At 71.3% G+C, this 17,848-nt stretch carries 17 protein-coding genes and 1 pseudogene; 5 read left to right on the top strand and 13 right to left on the bottom strand.

What is annotated here, in order from left to right:
• Positions 1–142: 142 nt before the first annotated feature.
• The 6 genes and pseudogenes from AC6JBM_RS54830 to AC6JBM_RS54805 form a co-directional block, all read right to left on the bottom strand.
• Positions 143–814: a response regulator gene (locus AC6JBM_RS54830; protein WP_350612648.1), complete on the bottom strand. Its 672-nt coding sequence runs from the start codon at positions 812–814 to the stop codon at positions 143–145.
• The gene (locus AC6JBM_RS54825; RefSeq protein WP_497981362.1) at positions 811–1,830 is read right to left on the bottom strand and encodes a sensor histidine kinase; all 1,020 of its coding nucleotides are present in this window, start codon (positions 1,828–1,830) and stop codon (positions 811–813) included. Before AC6JBM_RS54825 ends, AC6JBM_RS54830 begins: the two co-directional genes overlap by 4 nt.
• 5 nt (positions 1,831–1,835) lie before the next feature.
• Entirely contained in the window at positions 1,836–3,293 is a 1,458-nt protein-coding gene (locus AC6JBM_RS54820) for a hypothetical protein (RefSeq protein ID WP_497981361.1), read from the bottom strand.
• A 13-nt stretch (positions 3,294–3,306) separates the two neighbouring features.
• Positions 3,307–4,824, bottom strand: coding sequence for an ArnT family glycosyltransferase (locus tag AC6JBM_RS54815; RefSeq protein ID WP_497981360.1), 1,518 nt, complete (start codon positions 4,822–4,824; stop codon positions 3,307–3,309).
• 79 nt (positions 4,825–4,903) lie between these two features.
• On the bottom strand, positions 4,904–6,205 hold the full coding sequence (locus tag AC6JBM_RS54810) for a glycosyltransferase (RefSeq protein ID WP_497981359.1): 1,302 nt from the start codon (positions 6,203–6,205) through the stop codon (positions 4,904–4,906).
• Positions 6,206–6,218: 13 nt separating this feature from the next.
• Positions 6,219–6,536, bottom strand: a pseudogene (locus AC6JBM_RS54805) (GtrA family protein); the annotation flags it as partial.
• A gap of 164 nt (positions 6,537–6,700) precedes the next feature.
• On the opposite strand from AC6JBM_RS54805, the gene AC6JBM_RS54800 reads away from it, so the two are divergent.
• The 5 genes from AC6JBM_RS54800 to AC6JBM_RS54780 all read left to right on the top strand — a co-directional run bounded on the left by AC6JBM_RS54800 (position 6,701) and on the right by AC6JBM_RS54780 (position 12,048).
• On the top strand, positions 6,701–7,348 hold the full coding sequence (locus AC6JBM_RS54800) for a response regulator (RefSeq protein WP_497981358.1): 648 nt from the start codon (positions 6,701–6,703) through the stop codon (positions 7,346–7,348).
• Positions 7,345–8,169, top strand: a complete 825-nt coding sequence (locus AC6JBM_RS54795) for a sensor histidine kinase (RefSeq protein WP_350612655.1) — start codon at positions 7,345–7,347, stop codon at positions 8,167–8,169. Before AC6JBM_RS54800 ends, AC6JBM_RS54795 begins: the two co-directional genes overlap by 4 nt.
• A 34-nt stretch (positions 8,170–8,203) precedes the next feature.
• The gene (locus AC6JBM_RS54790; RefSeq protein WP_497981357.1) at positions 8,204–9,757 is read left to right on the top strand and encodes an FAD-dependent oxidoreductase; all 1,554 of its coding nucleotides are present in this window, start codon (positions 8,204–8,206) and stop codon (positions 9,755–9,757) included.
• 36 nt (positions 9,758–9,793) lie between these two features.
• Positions 9,794–11,008, top strand: a complete 1,215-nt coding sequence (locus AC6JBM_RS54785) for a cytochrome P450 (RefSeq protein WP_497981356.1) — start codon at positions 9,794–9,796, stop codon at positions 11,006–11,008.
• An 809-nt stretch (positions 11,009–11,817) separates the two neighbouring features.
• Positions 11,818–12,048: a DivIVA domain-containing protein gene (locus AC6JBM_RS54780; RefSeq protein ID WP_350612659.1), complete on the top strand. Its 231-nt coding sequence runs from the start codon at positions 11,818–11,820 to the stop codon at positions 12,046–12,048.
• Positions 12,049–12,121: 73 nt separating this feature from the next.
• On the opposite strand, the gene AC6JBM_RS54775 is transcribed toward AC6JBM_RS54780, so the two are convergent.
• The 7 genes from AC6JBM_RS54775 to pgsA all read right to left on the bottom strand — a co-directional run bounded on the left by AC6JBM_RS54775 (position 12,122) and on the right by pgsA (position 17,670).
• Positions 12,122–12,877: a YebC/PmpR family DNA-binding transcriptional regulator gene (locus tag AC6JBM_RS54775; RefSeq protein WP_350612661.1), complete on the bottom strand. Its 756-nt coding sequence runs from the start codon at positions 12,875–12,877 to the stop codon at positions 12,122–12,124.
• Positions 12,878–12,879: 2 nt separating this feature from the next.
• Complete coding sequence (gene pdxT, locus AC6JBM_RS54770; protein WP_350612663.1) at positions 12,880–13,503, bottom strand: pyridoxal 5'-phosphate synthase glutaminase subunit PdxT; 624 nt, start codon at positions 13,501–13,503, stop codon at positions 12,880–12,882.
• Positions 13,500–14,399 (bottom strand): pyridoxal 5'-phosphate synthase lyase subunit PdxS, encoded by a 900-nt coding sequence (gene pdxS, locus AC6JBM_RS54765; RefSeq protein WP_350612664.1) that lies wholly within the window; start codon positions 14,397–14,399, stop codon positions 13,500–13,502. The genes pdxT and pdxS overlap by 4 nt, the downstream gene beginning before the upstream one ends.
• 99 nt (positions 14,400–14,498) lie before the next feature.
• Positions 14,499–14,963 carry a hypothetical protein gene (locus AC6JBM_RS54760; RefSeq protein WP_497981355.1) on the bottom strand — a complete coding sequence of 155 codons (465 nt, stop codon included), beginning with the start codon at positions 14,961–14,963 and terminating at the stop codon, positions 14,499–14,501.
• A gap of 10 nt (positions 14,964–14,973) precedes the next feature.
• On the bottom strand, positions 14,974–16,113 hold the full coding sequence (locus AC6JBM_RS54755; protein ID WP_497981354.1) for a glycosyltransferase family 4 protein: 1,140 nt from the start codon (positions 16,111–16,113) through the stop codon (positions 14,974–14,976).
• 10 nt (positions 16,114–16,123) lie between these two features.
• Positions 16,124–17,044 (bottom strand): phosphatidylinositol mannoside acyltransferase, encoded by a 921-nt coding sequence (locus AC6JBM_RS54750; protein ID WP_497981353.1) that lies wholly within the window; start codon positions 17,042–17,044, stop codon positions 16,124–16,126.
• A complete protein-coding gene (pgsA, locus tag AC6JBM_RS54745; RefSeq protein ID WP_497981352.1) occupies positions 17,041–17,670 on the bottom strand; it encodes a phosphatidylinositol phosphate synthase in 630 nt (209 codons plus the stop codon). Before pgsA ends, AC6JBM_RS54750 begins: the two co-directional genes overlap by 4 nt.
• Positions 17,671–17,848 lie beyond the last annotated feature (178 nt).

The raw sequence follows: 17,848 nt of genomic DNA, 5'->3' as shown, positions 1-17,848 counted from the left end.
CAAATGCCGGAAATGTGCATCCACCAATTGCGGGAGAACGGCCCGCCGCGCGGCAGGCGCCGCAGGTCACGGGCCTTGAAGGTGGCTCGAAGGTGGCTCGGAGGTGGCTTGAGGGTGGCTCGAAGGTGGCTCCGAACGCGGGTCAGCCGCCCACCGACGACGAGGGGTCCCACTCCGCGGCCCGGACGACCGCCTCGAGCTTCGAGCGGGCCCCCATCTTGCTCAGCAGGTGCCGCACGTGGCTGCGCACGGTGGTGTAGCTGATGCTGAGCTCCCGCGCGATGTCCCGGTTGTCCATGCCCTCGGTCATGAGCGCGAGGATCTCCCGCTCCCGGGGCGTGAGGCTGTCGAGCCGGCGGGCGTGCTCCTCGGAGCGCTGGGCCTGCTCGCGGCGGCGGGCCAGGAGCTTGGCCAGCTGGCGGGCCGGGACGAGGATCTCCCCGTCGACGGCCCGGCGCACCGCCTCGGCGACGTCGGCCCCGCCGGCGCTCTTGACCAGGTACCCGGCCGCCCCCGCCTCCAGCGCGGTGAGGATGACCCGGTCGCTCTGGTCGGCGCTGAGGAACACCACGGCGACGTCGGGCTGGTGGGCCCGCAGCGCCGCGACGGCCTCGGCGCCGGTGCCGTCGGGCAGCCAGAAGTCGCACAGCACGACGTCGACCCGCTCCACGTCGGCCAGGTGCTCGACCTCGCCGACCCGGCCGGCCAGGGCCACCACGCGCAGTTCCGGGTGCTCGTTGAGCAGCGCCGCGAGCCCCTCGGCGACCACCTGGTGGTCCTCGACGATGAGCACCCGGTAGGGCGGACGAGTCACGGTACGGCTCCCTTGGATTCGAGGTCGGCGCCGCGCGGCACCCAGAACGTGACGGTGGTCCCGCGCCCCGGCAGGCTGCTGATCCGGAACCATCCGCCGGCCAGCGCCGCCCGCTCCCGCATGAGCAGCAGCCCGAGGTGGCCCGGGTCGGTGTGCAGGTTCTCGGCGCCGACGCCGTCGTCGACGACCCGGACCAGGTACCCGCCCTCCTCCTCGCCGAGGATGACCGTGCACCGATCCGCCCCGGCGTGCTTGCCGACGTTGGCGACCGCCTCCTGCAGCATCCGGAACAGCAGCACCCGGGTCGGCAGCGCGGGCTCGTCGGTGAGCCGGGAGTCGACGCGGACGCCGATGCCGTGCTGCTCGGCGAGGTCGTCGAGCAGGTCCTCGACGGCCGCGGCGAGCCCGTCGTCGGCCAGCCGCGGCGGGCGGAAGTCGAAGATGAGCCGCCGCAGCCGCTCCGCCGCCTGCACCAGCGAGGCCTCGAGCCGGTCCAGGATCGCCAGGTCCTCCGGGTCGGACAGGCGGTGGCGCAGCTGCTGCAGGCGCAGGGTGGCCGCGGTGATCACCTGCAGGCTGTCGTCGTGCACCCCGGCGGCGATGCGGGCCCGCTCCCGCTCCTGGGTGACGATCACGTCGCCGAGCAGCTCGCCCTGCTCCTGGCCGGTGAGCGCGAGCCGGGCGATGCGCTGCTCCATGGCCGCCCGGCGGCGCGAGTCGGCCACGCGCTCCTCCACGCGCAGGGAGAGCATCCCGCTCGGGTCACCCGCCAGCGTGCGCACCCGCACCTCGACGTCCAGCTCGCCGCCGTCGGGCAGCCGGATCACGGCCTCGGTCGGCGCCTCGGCCGTGAACGCGGGCCTGCCGACGAACAGCTCGTCCGCGCGGCGCCCCACCAGGTCGGCGGTGTCGCGGCGGAACAGGGCCTCCGCGGCGGTGCTGGCCAGGCGCACCACCCCGGCGGCGTCGAACACGACCAACGCCTCCGGGGCGGCGCGGAACGCCTGCCAGTACACCGGAATCAGTTCTCCAGATCCTTGGGCACCACGTAGGGCTTCGCGGACGGGATGTCGACCGGGCCGCCGGACTTGTCGACCTTGAAGTTCACCGTCGCGGTCGCGTCGCTGCGCTGGCCGTGCAGCTGGAAGACCACGGTGTCCTCGGTGTTGCCCGGGATCGTGTACTGCCCGACCGCTCGCGCCGTGCCCTTCGCGTCGACCCGGAACGCGGCCACCAGCTGCGGCGTGGCGCCCTTGGCGGTCCTGACGGTCACGTGCACGGCCTCGTTCGGCGCGAACTGGGTGGCGTAGAAGTTCACCACGGTGCCGGGCAGGCCGCCGTACGCGTTCGTGCGCGCCTGCGGGGTGAACGGCAGGATGGTGAAGCCGGTGGAGACCGCCGCCCGGCTCTGCTCGCCGGTGAACACCAGCGACTGGGCGCCCTTGAGCTGGAACGGCATCACCAGCCCGGCGCCCTTGAACACGCCGGCGTCGTCGGTCGGGATCGCCATGACCGGCTGGCCCCCGGCCGCGTTGAGGCGCACCAGCACCCGCTCCCCGGGCGCGAAGCCGGAGCCGGAGAAGGTGATCTTCTGGGTGGCCTTCACGGCGTACGGCGCCAGCTTGATCGACGGGTACAACCGCAGCACCTGGAACGGCGCGCTCGCCGCCGCGCCACTGGTCTTGCCCACGACCACCAGACTTGTCGTGCCGACGGCCGTCACGCCAACTCTGATGGGCGTCTTACCCACCGAGCCACCCTCGTCGGCCTTGAGGGTGAGGTTCGGGTCGCCGTTGATCCGGCCCCAGTAGACGTTGAGCTGCTCGCCGGGGGCGAACCCCTTCACCGTCAGGTTGATCGTGTCGCCGGGCTTGCCGACGATCGCCGAGAGCGTCGCCTGGCCGGCGCCCTGGGCCACCGACGCGTCGGCCTTCGCCACCTTGTCGCTGCCGCGCGCCTGCGCGGTGACCTCCTGCACGGGCACGGTCATCTTGTTGGGCATCGTGAAGTTGGCCGTGAACACGCCCCACTTGCCGGCCTTCGCGGTGGCCACCTGCCGCGGCTTGGAGCCGGGCGCGCCGCTCGGCGGGGCCTTCTGCCCCGGCGCCGTAGACGGGCCGAGGTACACGTCGACCATCGAGCCCTGGTCGAAGCCCGACCCCTGGACGGTCACGCCGCCGCCGAGCCGCACCAGGCCCGGGTTCAGGGTGATCATCGGCGAGCCGCCGCCCTGCACCATGACCCCGTTCAGGTCGATCGTCGGGGCCGGCGGGGCCTTGGTCACCACCGTGCTCGGGGTCTCCTCGGACGAGCCTCCGATGCCGGGGGCCGAGATGCCCATGGCGGGCAGCAGCGAGCGCCCCGCCATGACGAGCAGCACCACCGCCGCCCCGGCCAGCAGCAGCCGTTTGCGTGAGATCTTCGGTCGTTTCCGCTTCCGGTTTCGGCCGGCCGCCGGCCGGTGCTTGAGCGTCTGCATGGCTCCACTCCAGCTAGGACGTATTGCCGATCTTGACAATTGACAGCGAGACGTCGCCCCGGGTGGCCTGCCAGACGGTCTGCCCGTGCTGGTCGATCGCCTCGATGATCCAGGTCTCGCCGCCGCGCTGGAGGGCGTCGCGCATCTTGTTCGACATCACGACGTAGTCGACGTTCTCCCAGCTGGAGTGGAAGACCTTGTCCCGCACGTCCGGGTCGGACGTGGCCTTGTAGTGCGGGTGCGCGTTCTTGTACGGCGGGTTGCTGTCGTGCAGCGCCACCCATATGTCGTCGTCGATGATGAGCCGCGCATTGGTCGGGATGTTCGCCTTGATCCAGGCGACCTGCTGCTCCTGCAACTGGGTGAGCGGCAACCGGTAGGCGTCGCTGAACTCCAGCTGGCCCCTGGCGTTGTACTTCACCAGGAACCCGCCCGGCATCACCAGCACCGGCACCAGCAGGCAGGCGACGAGCACGGCCGCCCCGCCCTGGTTGGTGCGCCGGGTCAGCCAGCCGAAGAACATGCCCAGGTTCAGCGCGAACAGCGGCACCATGGGCGCGATGTAGAAGTCGAGCAGCGCGCTGCGGCTCAGGTAGAACGCGTATCCGAGGGCCATCAGGGCGCAGGCGAGCATCGGCGTGCGCAGCCGTTTGTTGCGCCGGCCCGAGATGAGCGTGAGCACCGTGGCGGCGACGCCGCCGATGAGGATGTACCGGTCCTTGAACAGCCAGCTCTGTTGCAGCAGGTAGGTGAACGACAGGCCGGTGGAGCTGTTGGAGTTGCGGTGCAGCTGCCACCAGATGGTGTTGAGCAGCGACACGTGGCCCTTGAGCTGGTTGTTGTCCGGGCTGAACTGCAGGCCCTCCGGGAACAGCTCGTTCTTGATCTGGGCGAACAGCAGGTACGCGGTGACCGGGGCCAGCACGGCGAACCACCAGAAGCTGAGCCCGAAGCGCCGGTTGGACTGCTCCCGGATGGACTTGTGCAGCAGGTACGCGCAGCCGGGCAGCAGGAACAGCGCGTTCTCCTTCGTCACCAGCGCCAGGCCGAAGCAGGCGCCGGCGCCCATCGCGGTGACGATCCGCCCGTCGCGCCGGGCCAGCAGGTAGAGCCCGAGCAGGATCCAGAACATCATGAGGTTGTCGAGCAGGACCTGGCGCTGGTAGTACACCCCGAGCGGCGAGAGGTTGAAGACGAACACGGCCAGGAACGCCGCCGGCTTGGAGGCGGTGAACCGGCGCACCGTCTCGAACATCAGGAACACCGACGCCAGGTGCACGATGAGCATGAGCGCCCGGCCGGTGTTGATGGCGTTGCCGAAGGCCTGGAAGCCACCCGGCAGGATGCCGACCCAGCCGGCCAGGGCCAGCCAGCCCATCGGGGCGTGGTCGTAGAAGTACGTGTACGGGGAGAGCTTGGCCTCCTTGAGCACCGACCAGGCCTGCTCCATGTAGATGCCCTCGTCGGTGAGGTACAGCGGATACCGGAACATGTTCCAGCCGTGGCTCACGAGCCCGATCAGCAGCGACACGGCGATGAGCAGCTTCGGGGCCTTCGGGGAGACCTTGACGCTGCGGGGCGATGGCTTGTTGCCAGGTCTGGTAAGAACGTCAGCCGACATTGGTCAGCTCCGGAGCCTCGGTGCGGTGGGCGCCGACGTGGGCCGTCTTCTCCCAGTTGGTCGCGCCCTTGAGCTGGCGGTAGAGCGCCCGGCCGGCCGCGTAGGACAGCACCATCTGGTACGGGAACCAGGTCAGCGCCATCTTCAGCACGGTGCCCGGCCCGGCCTTGAGCCCGTGCGCGCCGGTGAACTCGTACAGCCCGACGACGGACATCACGAAGTGCGCGCCGAGCAGCAGGACCGGCAGCCACGACAGCATCGCGACCGGCACCGGCACGCTGAGCACGAACGCGGACAGCATCGCGACCGGCAGGTAGAAGCCGAGCATCGCCTGCACGTGCGGGAAGGCCAGGGTGTACCAGGCCAGGAACCGCTGCCGCCGGTTGGGCATCAGCTTCCAGGTGCCCTTGCCGAGCGTCTGCATGAACCCCTGGCACCAGCGGGTGCGCTGCTTGATGAAGCTCTGCAGGGTCGGCGGGGTCTCCTCCTTGGTGACGTACCGGTCGTCATAGACCACCCGGACCTTCTCCCCCATGCTGGAGACCCGCAGGCCGATGTCCGCGTCCTCGGTCAGGTTCGTCTCGTCCCAGCCGCCGAGGCGCTCGATGAGGTCCTTCTTGAAGAAGACCGTGTTGCCGCCGAGGGTGATCGCGCCGTTCTTGGCGTGGTAGTGCAGGCGGCTGCGGAACCAGAAGAAGTACTCCAGGACGTTGAACGTCGAGTACCAGTTGGAGTCGAAGTTCATCAGCTGCACGCCGGCCTGCACGACGCTGACGTCGTCGGACAGCATGATGGTGTTGACGATGTCGAACAGCTCCGGCTGGACCTCGTCCTCGGCGTCGAAGATGGACACCACGTCGCTGGTCGCGTGGCGCAGCGCGGTGTTGAGCCCGTGCGGCTTGTTGATCGGCCCGTCGTCGAACACGACCACGTCGACGTTGCTGCGCCCGACCGCTCGCAGGGCGCTCACCTGAGCCCGGGCCTGCTCGATGGTGCCCACGTCGTCCGCCGAGCACACGACGAGGATCTGCACCAGGTGCGGCGGGTAGTCAGCGGACGCGGCGCGGGCGATGGTGGCTTGGATGACCTCCTCCTCGTGGCGCGCCGGGAGGATGGCGGTGAAGGAGAGTTCCGGCGTAGCACGTTGATCGGGCACCCGGGCCTTGGCGTCCGCCTCGGGCTGGTCCCACGTGTAGATCATGAGATACAGGGCGTGCGCCGCCTGCACCGTCAGCACCAGCGAGATCAGCGTGAGGACGGCCAACACCAGCTGCTCCATCGGTGCGTTCACTCCAAATCCACTTCGAGCTGACGGCGAAGTTGACCCCGAAGCCGGCCGCGATACCGACCAGGTTGGCGGGGAGGTAGTGCAGGCCGAGTGCGACCAGCAGCTGGACGACGATCACGTTGACGGGCAGGGCGGCCAGCCCGGCGAGACTGAAGTAGGCGAAGCGCGTCAGCGAAAGGCGCCTCCGGCGAAAGGTCCACAGTTCGTGCAGCACGTAGTTGGACACGAGGGCGAGCTCGACCGCGGCCACGGTCGCGGGCAGCAGCGCGAGCCCGAGCAGCCCGTGCAGCGTGAGCAGGGCGACGTTGTTCACGACGACACCGCTGACTCCCACCAGGGAGAACCGGCTCAGCCGGTGCAAGGAGTGCGTCACGCTCCCAACCGTGCCGACGCACGGGCCCCCGGGGCATCACGCCGGGGTGCTGCCGGGCCCCACACCTTCGGCCTCCCCCATTTGGCGTAGACCGCTTGGACGTTTTGTGGGTAGTCCGCGCGGCGATGAGTACCAGGATCTTGATCGCCGACGACCACGCCATGGTGCGCGAGGGGCTGTATCGCTTCCTGTCGCTCAGCGGCGACCTGGAGCCGATCGGCGCCGCGGCCGACGGGCAGGAGGCCGTGGCGCTGGCCCACGAGCTGCGGCCCGACCTCGTGCTGATGGACCTGCTGATGCCGGTCCTCGACGGGATCACCGCGATCGGTGTGATCCGCCGGGAGCTGCCGGACGTGGAGGTGGTGGCGCTCAGCGGGTACCTCGAGCCGCAGCTCATCGCCGACGCGCTGCACGCGGGCGCGGTGGGGTACCTCCTGAAGGACACCGACGCCGAGGAGCTGCACCGGGCCGTGCGCGCCGCGGCCGCCGGCCAGGTGCAGCTCTCCCCCGCGGTCGCGGCGCGGCTGGTGCGCGACGTGCACGTGCCGGCCAACCCGCCGCAGCTGACCCGGCGGGAGGAGGAGGTGCTGACGCTGCTGGCCCGCGGGCGTGCCAACGGGCAGATCGCCCGGGAGCTGCACATCGCGCCGCAGACGGTCAAGACGCACGTCAGCAACATCCTGCAGAAGCTCGGCATGTCCAGCCGCACGCAGGCCGCGCTCTACGCGATGCGGGTCGGGCTGGTCCCGGTGCACGCGGCGGCCCCCTCGTGACGTCGGTCGTCGTCTTCGACGCGCGAGGGGCCGTCGTGTCCGGGTCGGCGGCCGGTTTCGACACGGCGGTCGTCACCGATGCCCTGGCGGCCCGGCGGCCGATCCGGACCCGGCGCGCGACCTACCTGCCGGTGACCGGCGGGGTGCTGGCCGTCGCCGGGCGCCGGGCCCCCCGCCCGTCCAGCCTGGCACCGTTCGTGCCCCTCGCCGAGCAGCTGCTGGCCGCACCGGCCCGGCTGGCCCGGGACCTGCACGACTCCGTGGTGCAGACGCTGTACGGCATCAGCCTCGGCGCGGGCACGGCCGCGGAGCTGCTCTACGGCAACCCGGCGCACGCCGAGGCCTCGCTGGCCTGGATCAAGGAGACGGCCACGGCGGGCCTGACCGACCTGCGCGGCATCATCCTGCGGCTGCGCCCCGAGACCCTCGGCGGCGCCGGGCTCGCCGCGGCCCTGCGCAGCGCCTTCGACACCCTGCACGCCACGCCCGGGCGGGCCGGGTGGGGGCTGCAGCTCGACGCCGATCCGGCGGTCAGCCCGCAGGTGGAGGAGGCGTTGTACCGCATCGCGCTGGAGGCCCTCGGCAACGCCGCCCGGCACGCCGAGGCCTCGCAGGTCACCGTGCGGCTGGCCGGCGACGACAGCCGCGTGGTGCTGGAGGTGTCCGACGACGGCGTGGGCTTCGCGCCGTCGACGTCGTTCCCGGGGCGGCTCGGGCTGCACTCGATGCGCGAGCGGGCCCTGCTGCTGGGCGGGACGCTCGACATCCTCAGCGCGCCCGGTTCCGGGACCGTGATCCGGGCGGCCCTTCCCTTGGGGTGAGTCCTCCCGTCACGCGCGTTGCCAGGCTTGACGCATGCGTGTGGTTGTCGACCTCACCAGGTGTCAGGGGTACGCGCAGTGCGCCTTCCTCGCCCCCTCGGCCTTTCAGATACAGGGTGACGAGGCCCTGCTCTACGACCCCTCACCGACCGTCGACGCCACCGTGCGCCGGGCGGCGGCCGCGTGCCCGGTGCAGGCGATCCAGCTCGACCGGGTCAGCTCCGTCGACATGCCGGCGATGACGGGCCCCTCAGTCGGGCGCATCGTGATCGTCGGGGCCTCCCTCGCCGGGTTGCGGGCGGCCGAGGCGCTGCGGGAGGAGGGCTACTCGGGCTCGCTCACGCTGATCGACGACGAGCCCTACGGCCCGTACGACCGCCCGCCCCTGTCCAAACAGGCCCTCGGCGGCCGCATCCGCCCCGACGCGACCGGCCTGCCACGCCGGCCCGACCTCGACGCCCGCTGGCGCCTCGGCGTGCGCGCGCTCGCCCTGGACCTGCCCGGCCGCCGGGTGCAGCTCAGCGACGGCACCGCGGTCCCGTTCGACCGCCTGCTGATCGCCACCGGCGTGCGCGCCCGCCCGTGGCCCGGCCCGGCCTTCGACGGCGTGTTCGTCCTGCGCACCCGCGACGACGCGATCGCGCTGCAGCATCGCCTGCTGCCGGCCGACGGCTCCCGCCCCGGCCGCGTGCTCGTCGTCGGCGCCGGGTTCACCGGCTCGGAGGTGGCCTCGACGTGCCGCTCGCTGGGCCTGGACGTGACCGTGGCCGAGGCCGCGAGCACGCCGCTGGAGGGCGCGCTCGGCTCCACCATCGGCGCGATCGCCGCCGACCTGCAGCGCGCGCACGGCGTCGACCTGCGCTGCGGCGTGACCGTGACCCGCCTCGAGGGCGACCACCGGGTGCGGCGGGCGGTGCTGTCGGACGGCGACGTGCTCGACGTCGACGTGGTGGTGGCCGCGCTGGGCGGCGAGCGCAACGTCGAATGGCTCGCCCACTCCGGGCTCGCCGCCGGCCCGTGGGGCGTGGCCTGCGACGCGGGCTGCCGCGCCTTCGACATCAACGGCGTGGTGACGGACGACGTCTTCGTGGCCGGCGACGTGGCGCGGTCGCCGAACGCGCTGTTCGGCTACCAGTTCCTGGCCCTGGAGCACTGGGCCAACGCCGTGGCCCAGGCCGAGGTCGCCGCGCACAACATGGTGAGCGACGAGTCGGACCGCTGGCCGCACCTGCACATGCCGCGGTTCTGGTCCGCCCAGTTCGGGATCAACATCAAATCCGTGGGTGTACCGACCTTCTCCGACGAGGTGATGATCGTCCAGGGCTCGGTGGCGGACCGCCGGTTCGCCGCGGCGTACGGCTACCGAGGCCGCGTCACCGCCGCGGTGACCTTCAACCACGCCAAGTGGCTGCCGTTCTACGCGCGCCAGATCGAACAGGCGGCACCGTTTCCGCCGTTGTTCAACTCGGCCGACCGCCCGGACGACGCATTACCGGTCCCGGCGGGCGTCCCGGACCCGGCGACCCTGGCCCGGGACGCCACCGTGATGGCGACCGGCCACCGCCCGAACCTCGCCCGAATCTCCTGACCCCCCCCTTCTTGCCGCTTCGATTGGACTTTTTCGATGACGACAGCGATCGCCTCCGCATTCGGCGCGGTCCTGGATCCCGTGAACCGCCACGACCCCTACCCCCTGCTCACCTCCCTGCGCCGCACCCCGGTCGCGGTGACGCAGGACGGCACCTACGTGGTGAGCACCTTCGACGCGATCACGGCGCTCCTGCACGATCCGCGGGTGAGCTCCTCCGACATTCCCGACCTGGCGGAGAAGTCGTCGTCCGGCGCGACGGCGGATCTGGTCGGACTGCCGCCGAGCTTCCTGCGCCAGGACCCGCCGGAACACGACCGCCTGCGCCGCCTGGCCACCCGCCCCTTCGGCCCGCCGCACACCCCGCACCGCGTGGCCGACCTGGAGCCGACGCTGACCTCACTGGCGCGGTCCCTGGTGGCGGCCTTCCCACCGTCCACCGTGGACCTGGTCGACCATTTCGCGTACCCCCTGCCGGTCCAGGTCATCTGCTCCCTGCTCGGCGTCCCCATGGCGGACGAGCCGCGGTTCCGGGCCTGGATCGACGCGGCCCTGATCTCGGTCGAGCCGAACCGGGCCGCCCTGGCCGACCTGGCCCAGTACCTCGGCGAGCTGGTCGACGGCCGCCTGGCCGACCTGGCCACCCCCGACGGCGGGGCGGCCCTGGGCGGCGACCTGCTCACGGGCCTGGCCACCGACGACGGCCCCGACGGGCGGATGTCCCGCTCCGAGCTGGTCAGCACCGCGATGCTGCTGCTCATCGCCGGCCACGAGACCACGGTCAACCTGATCGCCAACAGCGCGCTCATCCTGCTGCGCCAGAGGGCGTGGCTGGAGCGCCTGCTCGCCGAGCCGGACATCGTGGTGCCGTTCGTCGAGGAGGTGCTGCGCTACGACCCGCCGGTGCAGATGCTGCCGTGGCGTACGGCGCTCGACGACATCCCGATCGCGGGCACCACGATCCCGGCGGGCGCGTCGATCACGCTGGTGCTGGCCGCGGGCAACCGGGACCCGGAGCAGTTCCCGGACCCGGACCGGTTCGACCCGGATCGGCGGCCGGTTCAGCATCTCGGGTTCGGCGACGGGATCCACTACTGCTTCGGGGCGCCGCTGGCTCGGCTGGAGGCTCAGGTCGCTCTGACGGCTCTGGCTCCGGTGCTGGCTCGTGCGCGGCTGCTGGAGGATCCGCCGGAGTACCGCCTGAGCGCCGTCCTGCGCGGCCCGCGCCACCTGCGCGTGGCGCTCGATTGACGGACGCCGATTGCCACCCTCGGCGGCGCGCCGCGGGCGTGTGGCATGGCCCGGCTGTCGGTGTGCGAGTCGCCGAACAGCACCATGGCCGCGGTGCCGTCCGGGTCGCCGTGGCGGTCGCAGCACTTCGCCAGCGCCGCCCTCGTCGACGTGTCGTCGAGCCAGGCGAGGCAGCCACAGTCGCCGGACGGGGTGTCACGGGCCGCGACGGCGACGGGCGGGGTGAGGTTCCGCGGCAGCGCGGCCTGCGTGGCACCCGCCGCGAAGAGGCCCTCCACCCGGGCCCGGCCCTCACCGACCGCAAGCGCGGCGGCCGACGGCGCCGGGGTCCCGGGGTGGACGCGCTCAAGCTGCGAATGGGCGAGTTCCCGCAACGACAACCGGGCCAGACTGGCGCCGGGCCCCCGCCGCCGACGCGACGAATGACGGCGGATCTTGCCCCGAGAGCGGCCCAGGCGGCCGACTCGCGCAGGACTGCGAGCGTGAGCCGTAGTCGATCGAGCACCGCGGGTCGCGCCATCGGGCCGAAGCACTCCGCAAACCGGATGGACGCGCTCGGGGCAGGACAACACACCCACGCCCAGCTAGATCAACGCGACCACACCCACGCGGTGCGCCTGGCTCACATCCCGACCGCCGCGAACCAGCTACATTTGCGACCATCCACACCGCGACGCAAGGGCTCCAGGAGGGTTCCGGCGCTGCTTAAGAAAAACCCTACCACACGCGACCTAACTGATCATGCCCGTCAATGCCAACGGTGACGGCGCGATCACCCCAGGACAATATCAAGGTTGCAAGCGTCCGACATGATCGCGGGCATGCCGGAATTTGAGGTTTCGCCGCGCGGGTACGACGTCAATGCGGTTCAGGACCTGGTCGGGCGGGCCGAGTCGGCGCTCGCCGGCCGTGATCCCGCCCAGCGCGCCCAGGCCCTCGCCGCGATCCGCGAGGCGAAGATCGGCGTCGTGCTGCGCGGGTACGACCGGGCTCAAGTCGACCAGTACTTAGCCCAGGTCACGCGGGAGCTGGGCGGTTGAGCGACAGTGCGGCAAAGCAAAGACGGCGCCGCCGGAATGAATGCACCGGGGGCGCCGCCTCCACAGGGAAGACTCAGGCCTCGACCAGGGCCATGACCTCGTCGCTGACGTCGAAGTTCGCGTAGACGTTCTGCACGTCGTCGCAGTCCTCTAGGGCGTCGATCACCTTGAAGACCTTGCGCGCGCCCTCCTCGTCCAGGGGGACGGTCACGCTCGGGACGAAGGACGACTCCGCGCTCTCGTAGTCGATCCCCGCGTCCTGCAGGGCCGTGCGCACGGGGACCAGGTCCGAGGCCTCGGAGATGATCTCGAAGGCCTCGCCGAGGTCGTTGACCTCCTCGGCGCCCGCGTCGAGGACGGCCATGAGCAGGTCGTCCTCGGTCAGCTCGCCGGCCTTCGGCACGATCACGACGCCCTTGCGGGTGAACATGTACGACACGCTGCCCGCGTCGGCCAGCGAGCCGCCGTTGCGCGTCAGGGCGACCCGCACCTCCGTCGAGGCGCGATTGCGGTTGTCCGTCAGGCACTCGATGAGGATGGCGACGCCGTTCGGGCCATAGCCCTCGTACATGGCCGTCTGCCAGTCCGCGCCGCCGCCGATGAGGCCCGAGCCGCGCTTGACCGCGTTGTTGATGTTGTCGTTGGGGACCGAGTTCTTCTTCGCCTTCTGGATGGCGTCGAAGAGGGTCGGGTTGCCGGCCGGGTCACCGCCGCCCGTGCGGGCAGCCACCTCGACGTTCTTGATCAGGCGGGCGAAGAGCTTCCCACGCTTGGCGTCGATGACCGCCTTCTTGTGCTTGGTGGTCGCCCATTTAGAGTGCCCCGACATGCCTAACCCTCCGTCGTCTTACCCGCCTCGCGCACCATCTCCACGAAGTACCGATGGACGCGTAGGTCGCCGGTGAGCTCGGGGTGGAAGGATGTCGCGAGCAGGTGCCGCTGCCGAACCGCGACAATCCTACCGGCGGCCGGGCCATCCTTCACGCGGCCCAGCACCTCGACGGAGTCTTCCACACTCTCGACCCAGGGCGCGCGGATGAACACGGCGTGGAAGGGCCCGCCGTCGATGCCCGAAATGTCCACGGTGCCCTCGAACGAATCGACCTGGCGGCCGAACGCGTTGCGGCGGACGGTCATGTCGATACCGCCGAACGGGACCTGGTCGGCGCGGCCGTCCAGGATCGTCGAGGCCAGCATGATCATGCCGGCGCAGGAGCCGTAGACGGGCAGGCCGGCCGCGATCCGCTTGCGCAGCGGCTCGAGCAGGCCGAACTCGATCGCCAGCTTGCTCATCGTGGTCGACTCGCCGCCGGGGATGATGAGGCCGTCGACGGAGTCGAGCTCGTCGGCCCGTCGCACGGGGCGGCCGATCGCGTCGAGATCGGCCACCGCGTGCAGGTGTTCACGGGTATCGCCCTGCAGGGCGAGCACGCCGATGATCACGGGGGCGGTCACCAGCCCCGCTCGGCGAGGCGGTGCGGCTGCGGGATCTCGTCCACGTTGATGCCGACCATGGCCTCGCCCAGGCCCCGGGAGACCTTGGCCAGCACGTCGGGGTCGTCGTGGAAGGTGGTGGCCTTGACGATCGCGGCGGCGCGCTGCTGCGGGTTGCCGGACTTGAAGATGCCGGAGCCGACGAAGACGCCCTCGGCGCCGAGCTGCATCATCATCGCCGCGTCGGCCGGGGTCGCGATGCCGCCGGCGGTGAACAGCACGACGGGCAGCTTGCCGTTCTCGGCGACCTCCTTGACCAGCTCGTACGGCGCCTGGAGCTCCTTGGCCGCGACGAACAGCTCGTCCTCGGGCAGCGAGGTCAGCCGGCGGATCTCGCCGCGGATCTTGCGCATGTGGGTGGTGGCGTTGGAGACGTCGCCGGTGCCGGCCTCACCCTTGGAGCGGATCATGGCCGCGCCCTCGTTGATGCGCCGCAGCGCCTCGCCGAGGTTGGTGGCGCCGCACACGAACGGCACCGTGAACGCCCACTTGTCGATGTGGTTGGCGTAGTCGGCCGGCGTGAGCACCTCGGACTCGTCGACGTAGTCGACGCCGAGCGCCTGCAGCACCTGGGCCTCGACGAAGTGCCCGATGCGGGCCTTGGCCATGACCGGGATGGAGACGGCGTTGATGATGCCGTCGATCATGTCGGGGTCGCTCATGCGCGACACGCCGCCCTGCGCGCGGATGTCGGCGGGGACCCGCTCGAGCGCCATCACCGCGACGGCGCCGGCGTCCTCAGCGATCTTGGCCTGCTCGGGCGTGACGACGTCCATGATGACGCCGCCCTTGAGCATCTCGGCCATGCCGCGCTTGACGCGGGCGGTGCCGGTGACCGGCGAAGTGGGTGAGGACACGACGACGCACTCCTAACAGGGAAAGCTGGATTCACCCGCAAGTTTACGCTTCCGTCACCCCTCACCCCGACGGCCAACGGCAACCCTGTGGCCCACGAATCACGAAAGGGAGGGGTCGTCGACGTCGAAGTAGGCCGGAACGGGGTGTTTTCTGGCCAGCCGGAACACCCGCACCAGGCCCCGGCGGCGCACGGCGAGGGCGTCGCGCACGACGTCGTTGTGCACCTGACGAGCCAGGGCCACCCGCCGGCTGACCTGCACCAACGTGTCGTCGACGGGGGTGGCGCCGAAGTCCAGGCGCAGGTGGCGGGTGAGGTCGTTCTCGGCCACCTCGCGGTCGTCCGGCTGGGCGTCGAGGGCGATCTTGGCCGCGTACATGAGCGTGGGCAGCTGGGCCGCCTCGGCGAGGGCCACCGCGGCGGCGGCCCGGCGCACCAGGTGCGCGTCGAGGGTCGCGTAGGCCGCGACCGCCCGCGCGTGGAGCCGGTCGACGCGGGCCGCGAGCCACGTCAGGTAGGTGGCCACCGCGACCACCACGGCCACGACAACGATCACCCACCACATGCGGCGCAGCCTACGGGACGGATTCCTGGACGGTGGCTCCGGCAACCTCGATGGCGGTTGAATAGACCTCGAGGACCCTTTCGGCGACGACCGGCCAGTCGTAGGCGGCCACCACCTCGGCGCCCCGGGCGGCCAGGGCGGCCCGGCGGGCGGGGTCGTCGAGCAGGGCCGCGGCCGTGCGGGCCAGGGCCGCGGCGTCACCGACCGGGAACAGCGCCCCGGCCGCGCCGCCGTCGAGGACCCGCCGGAACGCGTCGAGCTCGCTGGCCAGCACGGCGGTGCCGGCCGCCATCGCCTCGGTGAGGATCATGCCGAAGGACTCGCCGCCGGTGTTGGGGGCGACGTAGAGGTCGACGCTGCGCAGCATCCGGGCCTTGTCCGGCTCCGATACCTTGCCGAGGAAGACGACGCGATCCCCGACGCGATCACGGTGCGGGAAGTCCTCCATGACGTCCTCGGGGTCGCCCGGCCCGGCGACGAGCAGCCGGAGCCCGGGACGATCAGCCGCAAGAGCGGCGAAACCGTCCAGAAGGTACCGGAACCCCTTCCGCGGCTCCGTGAACCGGCCGATGAACCCGAGCGCCCCGCCGTCGCCCGGCCAGCCGTCCAGGGGAATCGCGTCACGGTACTTCGACGCCTGCACCCCGTTCGGGATCTCCCAGGCCGACCCGCCCAGGTGCTCGACCTGCACCTTGCGGGCCAGTTCGGAGACCGCGATCCGCCCGGTGATCTTCTCGAGCACGAGCTGGAGCACGCCCTGCGCCGCGGCCAGGGCCCGCGAGCGGGTCATCGCGGTGTGGAAGGTCGCCACGACCGGGCCGCGCGCGGAGAGCACCGCGAGCATCGACAGGCTCGGGATCAGCGGCTCGTGCACGTGCAGCACGTCGAAGCGCCCCGCGGCGAGCCAGCGGCGCACCCGGGTCGCGGAGATCAGGCCGAACGAGACGCGGGCGACCGAGCCGTTGTACGGCACCGGCACGGTCCGCCCGGCCGGCACGACGTAGGGCAGGGTCATGCCCTCGTCGTCCCCGGGGGCCAGGACGCTGACGTGATGGCCGAGCGCGATGAGCGTCTCGGCGAGGTCGCGGACGTGGTTCTGCACCCCGCCGGGCACGTCGAACGAGTACGGGCAGACGATCCCGATGCGCAACGCCCCTCCCCTAGGCCACGGTGCTGACGGCCGGCTCGTCGAGCCAGAACCGCTGGAGCATGTGCCAGTCCTCCGGGTGCCGCGCGATGCCCTCGGCGAACGTGTCGGCGACCCGCTGCGTGACGATCCGGACCCGGGCGTCGAGGGAGCCCTCGTCCACGCCGGGCATCGGAATCGGGCCGGCGAGGTGCCCGGCCGCCGCATCCGCATCGAACCACATGTCGACCACATAGAGCGGGGCGCCGGTGCGCAGGGCGAGCAGCGCCGGGCCGGCGGGCATGCGGGTGCGCCCGCCGAAGAACTCGACCTCGACCCCGCGCGGGGTCAGGTCACGGTCGGCGAGCAGCGGCACGACGGCCGCGTCCCGCTTGATCCGCTCCTCGAGCACGTCGAAGACGGGCCGCTCGCCGCCGGTCAACGGCAGGATCTCCATGCCGAGGGAGCGGCGGAAGGCCAGGAACTTGAGGTACACGCTCTCGGGTTTGAGCCGTTCGGCCACGGTGGTGATCGGCCAGCCCTTGGCGGCGACCCATGCCCCGGCCGCGTCCCAGTTGCCGGCGTGCGGCAGGGCGACCACGGAGCCGATGCCGGCGTGGTGGTTCTGCCCGAGCAGCTCGCCGCGCTCGAGGCGGAATCCGGCCAGGATCTGCGCCTTGGAGCGCCCCGGGAGCTGGAACGCCTCCAGGTAGTAGCGCGCGTAGGAGCGCAGGGCGCGGTGCAGAAGCCGCTGGAACTCGTCCTCGGGCATCTCGGGTCCGACCACACGTCGCAGGTTCTTGGCGAGTGTGGCCGTTCCCTTACCCGGTTTTCCGCGACGGTACCCTCTGTGACCGGTCGACGCCGCGGCCGCGAACAAGGGCCAGACGGCGCCCCGGGGCAGCTTCGGCAGCAGGTTGAACGCCGTGCCGTAGCCGAGCTCGGTCAGGTTCACCGGGACTCGACCCGCTCGGGCGCGTGCGCCTGCCGGTGCACCGTGCCGATGCGCTGCCCGATGGTCACGATCGACAGGGCGGCCAGCAGCCACATGACGATCTCGAGGCCGTACGGCACGCCGAAGGTCCACAGCAGGCCCCCGACGCCGATGCCGATCAGGCGCTCGGGCCGCTCGATGATGCCCACGTTGCACGTGAAGCCCAGGCCCTCGGCCCGCGCCTTGACGTAGGACACCACCTGCCCGGTGAGCAGGCACAGCAGGGCGGCGGCGACCACGCGCGGCTCGTGCTGCGTGGCGTACCAGAAGGCGACGGACCCGAAGATCGCGCCGTCGGCGATGCGGTCCATCGAGGAGTCCAGCAGCGCGCCGAACTTGTTCGTGATCCCGCGCTGGCGGGCCATCGAGCCGTCGATGAGGTCCGTGAAGCAGCTCACGGTGATGATAACGAGCGCGATGAACAGGTGGCCGCGCGCGGCGAAGCCGAAGGCGCCGACGAGCACGCCGAGGGTGCCGATCACCGTGACCGCGTTCGGGGTGATCCCGGCGCGCAGGAGTGCGGCGGCGACGGGGTCCAGGACGCGGGCCAGTCCGGCCCGGCTGACTACGCTGAAGATCTTCGCCATGGCGCTCTCACGATAACGGGGGCGGCGCTCGGCGGATACCGGCACGTGGGACTGCTCACGGTGCTTGAGTAAAGCGGAGGCGCGAGGGTCGCACGGCCCTTGTGTCGGTGAAGTTTCGGGTGTGGGATCGGTGAACAGGTTGTGACTGTGAGACTGCTCACAGGTGGCGCGAGACTTT

Source organism: Dactylosporangium thailandense (assembly GCF_059739745.1).
This window is presented reverse-complemented; position numbering and strand designations above follow the sequence as displayed.